The sequence below is a fragment of the Pseudomonas reinekei genome (assembly GCF_001945365.1).
Lineage (GTDB): Bacteria > Pseudomonadota > Gammaproteobacteria > Pseudomonadales > Pseudomonadaceae > Aquipseudomonas > Aquipseudomonas reinekei.
The window spans coordinates 1-7,402 of the sequence record NZ_MSTQ01000036.1; the positions used below are offsets into that span (position 1 = coordinate 1).

At 58.5% G+C, this 7,402-nt stretch carries 3 protein-coding genes and 1 pseudogene; all 4 read right to left on the reverse strand.

Annotated elements, in window-relative coordinates; translation table 11 throughout:
- Positions 1-318 precede the first annotated feature (318 nt).
- Complete coding sequence (gene tssM / locus BVK86_RS28705; protein ID WP_075949592.1) at positions 319-3,888, reverse strand: type VI secretion system membrane subunit TssM; 3,570 nt, start codon at positions 3,886-3,888, stop codon at positions 319-321.
- A 126-nt stretch (positions 3,889-4,014) separates the two neighbouring features.
- Positions 4,015-5,070: a PoNe immunity protein domain-containing protein gene (locus tag BVK86_RS28710; protein WP_075949593.1), complete on the reverse strand. Its 1,056-nt coding sequence runs from the start codon at positions 5,068-5,070 to the stop codon at positions 4,015-4,017.
- Positions 5,067-6,485 carry a hypothetical protein gene (locus BVK86_RS28715; protein ID WP_075949594.1) on the reverse strand — a complete coding sequence of 473 codons (1,419 nt, stop codon included), beginning with the start codon at positions 6,483-6,485 and terminating at the stop codon, positions 5,067-5,069. Before BVK86_RS28715 ends, BVK86_RS28710 begins: the two co-directional genes overlap by 4 nt.
- Positions 6,482-7,402, reverse strand: a pseudogene (locus tag BVK86_RS29710) (bacteriophage T4 gp5 trimerisation domain-containing protein); the annotation flags it as partial. The pseudogene BVK86_RS29710 and the gene BVK86_RS28715, both read right to left, overlap by 4 nt.

Here is a 7,402-nt window from a genome sequence, read left to right on the forward strand (position 1 = left end):
GGGATATCAGCCATTTTTTGATGCACCGATACAACTGGATTCGACCGCACCAATTTAATGGTGGGCTGCCACCGGCTCAGGCCGAGAAAAAACTTAACGTCGTGTCCGGGATCAGTTGACCACTACAAATTAACTAACCGCTGGCAGAATTCATCAGCGGAGAGTTCCTTTGCGTAGACGATGGCCAGAGCGCCGGTCGGTGACGGGCGGAACATAGAGAAAAAAGGCGCCATCAGCGTCTCCTTCATCCCACGTTTTCTTATCCGCTCAGCCCTCCTCATCTTGGAGTAACCTTATCCTCGTTTTTTTCTGTCAATGCTATTCCAGTAGCGTCCTCGGCAGCATAAACCCTTCAAAACTGCGCTGGGTAATCGGGTTGTTGGCCTTTTCCGCACCAATCCGATAGCGCATCAACCCATCGGCAACGGCAAAGGTCAGGTCCACGCTGGTGTCGGTTCTTCCATTGAGGTGCCCGCGGCTTAGCAGCCGGAACAGCGACCACGGCCCGCGAAAGCTCATGCTGGCGGTATTGCCAGTGCTGTGCACCAGGGTCAGTTGACTACCATTGGTATTGCCCAAACTGTTGGGCCACACCAGCCCGGTGCGTTGCGGTGCGCCGTGCTGGTAGGGGATCAGTTGGCCGTCGACGCTGAGCATGCTGCTCAGGCGAGTCGCGCTCAGGGCCAGGGGTTCGATGGTGAGTTGGACCGCCAGATGGCCGCGATGATTGAAGAAGGTGTCGCGGATGCGCTCGGCCTTCTTGAGCTGCTCCAAGACATTGCTGCGCACCAGGTAGCCGCCGAGGCTGTCGGAATAAAGGGCGTCGAGATTGTCCTTGAGGAACACATTCAGGTACTGATCGTGGAATTGCTGCAGTCGGCCCTGTGGACCGAAAAAGGCTTCGAAGTCTTCCAGCGAGGCGTCCTCGCCGCTGGCCTTGAAGGGGTAGCGGCCAGCCAGGCGGTCGCGGTAGAAACTGTAGATTTCACTGTCCCAGCGCTTTTCCAGCTCCCGCAGGGCGGCAATGACCAATACCTGCGAAGTCTGGTCGGCGAGTTTTTTGACGTGTTGGTTCAGTGGCTCCGGCAGGCCCACGGCGACGCGTTGCAGGTTGGCGATGGGGTCGGCGGCGCCCAGAGAGAAGCGGTTGAGTACGGTTTTCAGCGCCGCCTTGCCGGGGTCGGGGTTGTCGTGCACGGTTTTGGCATAGTCGTAGACGGCGCTGACCGAGCGCAGGGTTTCTTCGTAGTAAGACGGCTGCTCGCCTCGTGCGGTGATGAGTTCTGAAAGACTGGAGAATGCGCGCCGAATCCCTGCTGCCTGTTGTTGCCCCTCTGGCATCTTGTCCAGCTTGAGCGGCGCCTGCCCTTCAGCCAACGGCACGGCCGGGTAGATCACGCTGTTGTCGCGCAGGGTTTCCAGCAACCGTCGTAACGGTGCGGCCGGACCGGTGACTTGTTCCAGTACCGCCACACCGTGGCTGAGGTCGTCGAAGTCGGTAACCGCGAACTGATTCAGCGCACGTCGCCAGCTGTCGACGTAGTCGGCGCTGTATAACGCGCGGACCCGCTGGGTCAGTACTTTGCGGTCTTCATCGGAGTAGTCCAGACGTTGCCGCTCGCCTAGCACCCATTGGTCGATCATGGCCAGTTCGATGATGTCCTCGGTGCCGGGCTCGAAGTAGCCCTTGAAGCCCTTGGCGGTAAGCAGCGGCGGTAACTGCAGGCCGCTGCCCTCTTGATCGGTGTTGAGCGGACGGTAAACAATGTCGAACGCCGGACCGACCTCGTTACGCAGGTCCAGTGGGCGATGCAAACGCTCCAGGGCATCCTGTTTCAGGCTCATGTACACCCGTTCGGCCATGGGCAACTGGCGCAATTGCTGTTGCACCTGGGCAATGCGCTCACGGTAGTGCGGCAGATCGGCGTCGGCGTATTTCAGTGCGTAGCTCAGGTGCCCCATCAAATCGGCCTGTAACTGGCCTTGGCCCGGGTAGGCCCGTTGCCACTGTTTGGCGACCCACTCTTCGACGATGGCCGGACGGCGGTTTTGCCGTTCTTCGAGCATACGGTAAACGCGCAAAGCTGACAGTTGCTGATTGCTGCCGGCGGGCGCGGTGTTGATTGCATCCAATACACCACTGGCAATCGCCGGGAGGAAGCGTTTGGACAGCAGATTCAGGTACGCCTCGTCCACGGTAGGGCCAATCGCCCTCCCCTGATACAACCCCATATCCGACAGCAACGGCCAGGCTTGACGATAGTCGCCGTAGACCAGCACCGCATCACGGATCTGGTCCAAGGGCAACAACAGGTTGCGCCCGGTAGGGTCGACCTTGGCGTCGATGTCCCGCTCACTGAACTCCTGACTCTTGGTCAAGACGTTGGCCGCCTTGTCGCGGTTGATGTTGAAGTAAAACTGCCAGGTGCCTATGACGACCAAACAGCCCAAGGAGGCGACGCTGAACCCGGCGATCAGCAACCGCCGCTTGCTGCGGGCCACCTTGATGTTGTCGCCCGCCAAACCTGCTTCGGGGTAGATCACCCGCTGGAACAGTTGCTGGGCAAAGTAGATCACCGTGCCGCCGGCCGGTTTGACTTCGGGTGGCGGTGGCGGCAGTTGATAGGCTTGCCCTGCTTCTTTGACGAAGGCGTTGCTCAGGGTGCCCTGCTGAAGCACCGAGGAAAAATACAGCCCGCGCACCAATGCCGGGGTGGTAAAACGATCACTTCCAAGCATTTCGCCAAGCAAGCCGAACAGGGCCGGGCGCAGCCCTGCCATCTGATGCACCAGCGCCTGTAAGCGATCGCGCTCAGTCAACGTGCGTGATTCCCTGGCGCTGTCGAAAATTTGCTCGCTTAGGCAGACGACGAAGGTTTGGTATTGGCGCGTCAGTTCCCCCAGCCAGGCATCGAAATCATCGACTGCGTCGAGGCTGAAGGTGAAGCCCAGCAGGTCTTCGCGCCCACTGCGCGACAACCGGGCGAAGAACTCTTCGAAGCCTTCCAACAAGTCGAACTTACTCAGCGTCACGTACACCGGCAAACGCGTGCCCAACTGTCGCGTCAGCTCAAACAACCGGGTGCGCAGCAGGTTGGCGTGAGCTTTGCGCTGTTCGGGACGTTGCGCCAGCAAGGCTTGCACATCAATCACCAACACAACGCCGTTGAGTGCCCGGCGGCTGCGGTTGCGCGCCAGCCAATCGAGCAGGTGCGACCAAAGGCGCGCATGGGTGCCATCGGGCAGTACCGGTTTGACCTTGCCCTGCTGCTCGACGTTTTCAGCCGGTGAGTCCGGATGGCTGAGGAACTCACCCGGAGGGTCGATCAACACCGCCTCGTCACCGATCCACCAATCCACCGGATAGGCCAATCGCTCTTCCTGATGAGCCCTCACTCCGGCCTTGGTCACATGGGATAACGCAAAGCTCTGGTTGGAACGCGTGATCAGGCTGGTCTTGCCTGCATTTTCTTCGCCCAGCACCAGGTACCACGGCAGTTGATACAGCGAACGGCGGCGCTCCATGTTGTTCAGCAAATTACCCAGGCTACGGTCCAGTGCCCGTTCCTGTGCCTCAACATACGGCAGACAAGGGTCGGCTTGCACCGCCGCCTCATGCTGGCGCTCAACCTGCAGGCGCTGGTAACGATTGCGCACCCGCCACGCCCAGATCAGCAGCGGCACCACCAGCACCACGACACTGGCCGAGACGCGCATCGACAATTCACTCAGCGGCTGATGCTCCCGCCAGGTCCACTGCGGGCCCAGCCACCAGATGGCGATCAATAAAAACACCACGCCCAGCAGCACCAGTACGGGCACCGCCTGGTTGAACTGACGCAGTACCGGCAGGCCCCAGCGTTTGAGGTAACTCCAGACCATCCCCATAAATTGCTCCTAGCTTGTTTGTCTGTTTCGCTGTTTACCGACCATCTGCCAAACATGACAACCGATTAGGTTTGTCGGGCCCAGGTCTTGCCGAAGTAATCATCAGCAATGGATTGCATCATCGACTCACCCGCCCTGCCGCTGATCGAGCGACCAACGCCAAACAGTAATTCCGCGCGCCGTGCCACTGGCGATATCCGGGAAAATGTCCCCGGCCTCGAAACGACGCAGAGAGTCGTGGCGGACATCGCTCCACCACCAACCGCTTTGCGGGCAGGCCTGGCCTGAGTGCAGAATCGATTCGATAGGCGGTGGCAGGTATTGGCGGGCGTAGTCAACCCAGTCCTTGGGGTAGAACTGCATATCGCGGTAGCTGCTGTCGTCGATGCGTAGCAGCCAGGTGACTGCCGCTGCTTCCCAGGACCAGTAGCCGTAGTGGAGGTAGCCACCCTCTTCGTGTCTATTGATATAAGGTTCGCGACGACTGGCGTGGTACCACTCATCCAGATAGGTCTCCAGCAATTCCGGGCGTTTTGAAGGAGCGGTGCTGAACACTTTGAGCAATTTGCGATACGGCAGGTGCCGGGTGCAGCTGTCCGGTAGCGGATCACGATCCGTCACAAACGGACGCACCAAATGCTCCAGCAGGCCGTCGCGTATCCCCATCAGCTCGTTGGCGTAATCGAGAAACGCCATGACCCTTGGCATCGTGTGGGCGTAACCGCTGAGCAGGCCGAAGCAGGTCAGGCGCAGGGCCACGATCCAATATTCTTCCGTACGCAAGGCGGCATGCGGCGCCATGTAGTTGCCCGCTTCGGGTGATTGATCAAACAGCGCATCGAAATGCCCGTACTCTTCGGCCCATTCCAATGTGTAAGGCCAAACCTCTGCCAGTTGCTCGACCGGGGCTCCGGCGGAATATTGCAAACTGGTCCAGTTGAGTGTGTCCCAGAGCCTTCGGCGGGTTGAGGTCATCAGCCCACCAGGTTTGGAGCGCTCTCGATGCTTGGGCAGATCCGTAGTAATCATGTGCATACGGCCCATGAAGTCATCGAAACGCTCAGGATAATTTTTGTAGAGCACATAGCGCTCTCGACGTAACTCAAAGTCGGCTTCACTAATTTTCCATCTGAACCAATGGGGCCAATCGGGAATAGGAAGTTTTTTCATGATGTCGCTCATTTGATCAGCATCTGGGTAGGCAGCACGAACTCGGTACCGATTTGATGCGACACCGAGGCTTTGCAGCATTTAGGAGTGACAGGGCCTTTGGCCCGCTCGTGCAGGTTATGGTTGGGACCGACCACGGTGATCAAACTGCGGTCATAAGGACACTTCACAAGGTGACGGGTCGTCTCACCGTTTTCGATGAGAGTTTCAGCCCCCATCTTGAACTCACCCCCTTCCCACGCTTCAATCTGACGACTAAGCCTCTGTGCGTGCCCTTCGACTAAATCAGCCCCCTCAATCTTCGCCGCAATCCACTTATGACTCAGCTGTCGCCCATCCCCCACCGTGGGTTTATTCACCGCCCGTTCCACGCGCTTTTCATCCTCCGTCCCCAAGTACGCATCAATCCCGTACTCCAGCCCGGCAAACACTGCCTTGGCCGTTTCCAGTTTGTGAAACGCGCCACCCGTGCCTTTGGTGTCGCTGATGCGGTAGCTCAGCGGCAAGCCCCCGCCGTGCCACACATGATCAATACCCCGATGCCCTGGCTGGCTCATTTCATAGAGCTTGCCGCGATGGTTGACCTTGGCCCGGCGACGCTGGCGTTTGACGAAGTAGTAATCGGCGATGTGTTCGCCTGAGACACTGATCTGGTGAGGTTTTTGACTGGAGCGCTCGCTCTGCCTCTGTTGCGCCGTGACCCGCCCTTGCGCCGGTAATTGAGTGCCCGCCGTGGGGGTCGCCACATTGCCGCTGGCTTGACTGTTGGGCGCAGGCGCCTTGCTGCCTCCAGACGCAGAAGGTGTGCGCGCCGTGGTACTGGGCAACGGATCAGCCAAGGCTTTTTGGTGAGCACGCTTGAGGGTGTGCATCGCCTCGGTAATCTGGCGCTCAGCCATGTCCTGAAGCTGGCGCAATTGTTCAATCAGACGCTGAACGCCTTTGCGTCCCAACGCCCAGGTCGACAGGCTGCGGCTGAGCATGTTGATCAGCCCAGCCAGGATTGCGTCGATGTGCTGGATAGTCTCGACGGTGTAGCGCGCCCAATCCAGCTGTCGAAACCACGTTTCGATATCGCCGCGCACATGGCGCGGCAAGCTATCCAGAATGCGCCCCATGGGCTTACCCTGACGCAGCATGTTGAACACGTTTTTCAACGCATCGCCAAAGCCAGGTACCAGGGCGACCAGCGATAACACCAAGTCCAACCAGTGTTGGCCGCTGTCAGGGGTGCGCGTGAGCTGATAAAGACAACGCAGGATGTTGTACGCATCGACGGCTTGCCCCACAAATGGGATCAGACCCAATACAGTGCTGACCATCATCTGTGCCAGTGACGCACCACGCCCTTCGACGACCTCTTCGACCCAGGTGAGGATCTGCACGAAGGTGTCTTCTTCAAGACGAGAAGTGCCGGGGTGACTCATAACACTGCCTCCTGATCCATCGCTAATGAAACCTGTTCATGCTCACCTGCTGTCACGGGATCTGACTCATCACTGGCGGGGTCCTCGACGTAGGCATAGCTTTCAATCATGTCGTCGTAGTCCAGACTGCCAGCCTCTAGAGCCGCAATCTCATCGGCAAAGTAGGTATTTTTCCGGTGTTCATCTTCTTGCCGCCGGTAGCGTTCAATGACCAGCTCAGCCTCCTCTGGCGTATTGGGTAAAATGCCAAACACGTCATTTTTTGTCTGTGTGAGGGTGGGAAACGGCTTTCTGATGTCATAGCCGAAATAGGCAACGCCCGTGCCTGGGGGGTTGTCGATTAGCGCAGTCCCCTGATCATCGAGAGTGCCGGTTCTCTGCGTGCCGTCCTCAAACGCAACTCGATACAGTGCCCCAACTTCAGGCTTCAAATCGGCATAGGTGTAATGCAATTCAAGCGGTGGCCGGTTAATGAGTACCGAACTGTCGTGCTCGGCCAGCTTGATATTGAGATCCACCTCAGCGCCGCTGATAACGACTGGCCCCGAGGCACTGAAGTCGAACGTACAGCCGTTGATGAGAACGGTGCCGTCAGACTTCATCACCAGAATTGATTTACCCACCTCAATCGAAAATTCGTCTTCGGCTTCAATAGGGTAGGTTCGCCCGACGCATTCGGATTTGCTCAGCCCAATCTGCTCACTCTGGCTCAGGCCCACCGTGGTGTTCATGGCCGCGCCAACACTGGTCTGGTACGCCGCGCCAATGGTCAATGCCTTGGCCAAACCATTGGTTTCGGCTTTGGCCAGCTTGATGGTCTCGGCCTTGTTGCCGCCGATGGTCACGCTGCGGTTGGCACCGATGCGGATGGTTTCGTTCTGGCCGACATCCTCGGTGCGGTGGTCGCCGATGGACAC